Source organism: uncultured Streptococcus sp. (assembly GCF_938036805.1).
Classification (GTDB): Bacteria; Bacillota; Bacilli; order Lactobacillales; family Streptococcaceae; genus Streptococcus.
The window spans coordinates 1-4365 of the sequence record NZ_CALHWC010000206.1; the positions used below are offsets into that span (position 1 = coordinate 1).

Below are 4365 nucleotides of genomic sequence, written 5' to 3' on the forward strand. Positions count from 1 at the left end.
TTGGCACACGAGGTGAGTGGATATCGTAAACCCCAGGTCCCACTTCTGTTTGGAAATTTTTCGCTTTGAGTTCGTCCAAGATTTCAAGGTTTGAACGGCTGGCTTCAAAGGAAATAACGTCCGCATCCATGTTGTCGATAGCCGGGATGATATCTGTAAATTCTGAGTAACACATGTGAGTGTGGATTTGAGTGTCTGGCGCAACTGTAGAGTGTACCAAGCGGAAGGCAGGAATTGCCCAGTCAAGGTAGTCTTCGTACCAGTCGCTACGACGGAGTGGCAATTTTTCACGAAGAGCAGCCTCGTCAATTTGGATGATTTTCACACCAGCAGCTTCAAGGTCAAGTACTTCATCTTTGATAGCAAGAGCGATTTGAAGAGTAGAATCCTTGATAGAGATGTCTTCACGTGGGAATGACCAGTTCAAGATTGTAACAGGTCCAGTCAACATACCTTTGACAGGTTTGTCTGTACGGCTTTGTGCGTAGCTAGACCATTTCACAGTGATTGGGTTGAGACGAGTGACATCACCCCAGATAATTGGTGGTTTAACCCCACGCATACCGTATGATTGTACCCAACCATTCTTAGAGAAGAGGTAACCTGACAAGTTTTGACCGAAGTACTCAACCATGTCGTTACGCTCGAACTCACCGTGTACAAGCACGTCAAATCCAACTTCTTCTTGCCATTTGATCCATTCATCGATCGTTTCAGCAAGGAAAGCGTCGTACTCTTCTTGTGACAATTCACCCTTACGGTAAGCCAAACGCTTGGAACGGACTTCCTTAGTTTGAGGGAATGAACCGATGGTTGTTGTTGGAAGAGCTGGAAGTTTGAAAGCTTCTTCTTGGATGGCTTCACGTTCTGCAAAGGCTGGCAAACGAGTGTAGTCAGCATCTGTCAAACCAGCGATGCGCGCACGAAGTTCTGCATTTTCACCCACACGCTCAGTTGCAAAGAGTTCTTTGTTAGCTGCAAGAGCTTCTGCACCTTGACCATTGCGGATAGCATCCAAGTCACGAAGTTCTTCCAATTTTTCAACCGCAAAAGCAAAGTGGTTCAAGATTGCTGGTTCAAATTCTTCGTTAGCAGTTGTAAATGGCACATGAAGAAGTGAGCATGAGCTTGTCAATACGATGTTTTCAGCTGGGATTTGCTCAAGAACAGCCAAGCTCTTTTCGTAGTTATTGCGCCAGATGTTTTTACCATTGACAATACCTGCATAAAGAGTCTTGTCAGCTGGGAAGCCACCTTTAACCAGTTCAAGAGTTTTCTTACCTTCAACAAAATCAAGACCGATGGCATCTACCGGCAATTTCACAAGGTCAGCGTAGACGTCACGAACGTCACCAAAGTAAGTTTGAAGCAATACTTCAAGACCTTTCTTGTCAGCCAAAAGCTTGTTGTAGAGGTTCAAGAAGAGAGCTTTTTCTTCAGCTGTCAAATCTTTTACAAGAGCAGCTTCATCTAGTTGGATACGAGTCGCACCAAGTTCAGCCAATTTTGCAAAAACTTCTTGGTAAGCAGCCACAAAGCTGTCTACGAAATCTTCTGCTTTCACGCCTTCTTCGAAGTCTGACAATTGAAGGAAAGTGAATGGTCCTACAAGGACTGGACGAGTGTTAAGACCAAGTTCTTTGGCTTCTTGGAACTCATCAAAAATCTTGTGACCTGCAAGTTTTACTTGAGTGTCTTTTTCAAACTTAGGAACGATGTAGTGGTAGTTGGTGTTGAACCATTTCTTCATCGGAAGGGCACGAACATCCCCTTTTTCTCCCTGGTAACCACGCGCCAAGGCAAAGTAGCGCTCAAGGTCAGACAAGTCCAAGTTTTGAACGGATGCAGGAACCACGTTGAAAAGGAAAGCTGCATCTAGGAAGTTGTCATAGTGAGAAAAGTCATTTGATGGGATTTCAGTGATGCCTTTTTCTTTGACAATGTTCCAGTGTTTCGCACGCAAGTCTTTCGCTGCTGCAAGGAGTTCTTCTTCTGAGATTTCTTTTCTAAAGTATTTTTCAGTTGTAAATTTTAATTCGCGGAATTCACCCAAGCGAGGGAAACCAATGATAGTCGTTGACATAAACGTCCTCCAAAAATTGTTGTTGAAACTATCTTAACAGAAAATCCGCCCTCTGTATAATTGGAATTTCCCAGAGTTTGATATAGCCTAAAACTATAACCAACTTCATCAACCAATCCAAAAGCCCTATTTTAACAACACTATTGACTGAGATTATTGTTTGCTATAGGTAGAAATTATGACCTTGGAAAAAGAAAAACCAACGAGAATAAAGTCTCGCTGGTTTCCATAATATCTTGTCTTGTTTACTCTGTTTCATGATACAGCTTTTTAGCCTTTTCAATATCATAGTATCTGTCAAACTCTTCTTTAGAGTTGACGATATGCTCCTGACTGTCGACAGACACCTCTGGAGGAATGGTCACAGCTTCATATACATTCAAAGTATCCGGCATAAGTAGACTGTAGACAGCTGCCTCCCTACTAAAACCTTCTGCACTGTTCTGCGAGTGTAATAAATACACTGTTGTTCCTTTTTTTTCTAGAAGCTTGTAAGCCTTCGAACTACTATCAAATTGAGTCTGGCCTAAAACGGATTTATCTACCCAAACTTCTCCACCAGGAGTAGTGGTATAAATGCCACTTGCTTTTTGGTCCCAATCAGTCGCTTGCTTTATAAAAGGTTTTCTCACGTAATCTTTAGCTAAAATCTCAATTTCCTCCATTTTTCTACTCTTTAGATTAAGGAAAAGCGGCCTTGTTTCCTGAGGATTCTCTAAATCTCGTATTTGTATCCATAAATAGTCTTGACCTTGCCAAGTGTAGATTCCTCCTAGCTCTGCTGGTAAATAATTAGAATTGTAATTCTCTACAACTTTGTAGAGATCTATCTCCTTTTCTTCTTCAAGTCTTTTGTCATTGATATGATAGACACTAAGAGTCCAATAGGCACCGTCAGATGGTCTTTCCATCAGACGATAGGGAAGCTCTTTCAGTTTAACGTTCTGCCGCAGAATATAGCGAGAACTGTTTTGGTCAATTTTGTAAGAAGCATAACTACCGAACTCAGCCATCTTCTTGTCTTCTTCTGGGGTTGTTGAAACCCAATGGACAATGACACCTGCACCATCCGCAATCATTTCATAATCATCAATCTTTGCTTTACCCGTATACTTATGGAATTGTCCGTAATATTGTTCATTGTAGTAGAAGTAGAGAGTCCAAGTCAGCAAAGATGAGAGTAATACTACTCCCAAGGTAATAACTGTTTTTGTTTTAGTCCATTTCATAATCGGTCTCCTATTTACCAAACGTCCCATCCAGGTACTCACCAAACTGGCTAGCGCTATTATTCCCAAGAGTTCCAATCACATTCTCAAACTCTTTAAGCTGTTTTGGGGTCATTTTTTCCAAAGTAAGCCTTTTCTTATCTTTAGTAAATACTTCCTCACCCTTGGCATATTTTCTCACTTGGTCTGATATTTTATCTTCTTCCTTTCTTATTCTATTTCATGATACAGCTTCCTAGCCTTCTCAATATCATAGTATCTGTCAAACTCTTCTTTGGAGTTGACGATATGTTCCTGACTGTCAACAGACAGTTCTGGGGGAATCGTTGTATTTTTAAACGGATTAATACTTGGTAAAAATAAACTATAAATTCTTGCTTCTTTACTGTACTTCTCTGCACTATTTTGTGCGGTTAAAATATATGTCAATGTCTCCTTTTTGCCTAACAACCTGTAAGCAGACGTATTTTCCTCAAATTGAGAATTATCAAGAACCTTTTTATTTATAGAAAATTGATTACTACCAGGTATTGTATTAATACCACTATCATTACTATACCAGTAATTAAAGAGACTAACTTTTGGTAAAAGAATCTCGTCAGTCCAGCTTTTTATTTCCTCAATTTTTCTTGTCTTCAAATCAAGAAAAATAGTTTTTCTACCTTGTCTATCATTTATATGGTGAATGTCTATTCCTAAGTATTCCTTACCATTCCAACGATAAATCCCTCTTAACTCTCTAGGGAGATAAGCAGAATCATAGTTCTCTACAGTATCATAAAGATCTAGTTCATCCTCTTTTTGAAGCTTATTGCCATCAATATGATAAACACTGAGAGTCCAATAAGAACCGCCAGACGGTCGTGTACTTAAATACTTAGGATAGTCTTCTAATTTTACATTTTGGCGCAAAATATAATTTGAACTTTTAGGATCACTTCTCAGATAGGTAGTATAATTGCCAAACTCATCCATCTTTTTATCTTCGCCCGGAGTCGTTGAAGTCCAATGGACAATAGCACCTGCACCATCCGCAATGATTTCATAATCATC

3 protein-coding genes are annotated in these 4365 nt (G+C 40.1%); all 3 read right to left on the minus strand.

Annotated elements, in window-relative coordinates:
* A partial coding sequence (gene metE, locus Q0191_RS09035; RefSeq protein ID WP_297665798.1) for a 5-methyltetrahydropteroyltriglutamate--homocysteine S-methyltransferase occupies positions 1-2083 on the minus strand: 2083 nt, incomplete at its 3' end.
* A 245-nt stretch (positions 2084-2328) separates the two neighbouring features.
* Positions 2329-3312 carry a hypothetical protein gene (locus Q0191_RS09040; RefSeq protein ID WP_297665800.1) on the minus strand — a complete coding sequence of 328 codons (984 nt, stop codon included), beginning with the start codon at positions 3310-3312 and terminating at the stop codon, positions 2329-2331.
* Positions 3313-3522: 210 nt separating this feature from the next.
* Positions 3523-4365, minus strand: an 843-nt coding sequence (locus Q0191_RS09045) for a hypothetical protein (protein WP_297665802.1), incomplete at its 5' end; no start/stop codon positions are given.

Bases quoted from the DNA above. Each gene is read 5' to 3' on its own strand.
- Q0191_RS09040 (WP_297665800.1), bottom strand. From the start codon at position 3,312: ATGAAATGGACTAAAACAAAAACAGTTATTACCTTGGGAGTAGTATTA.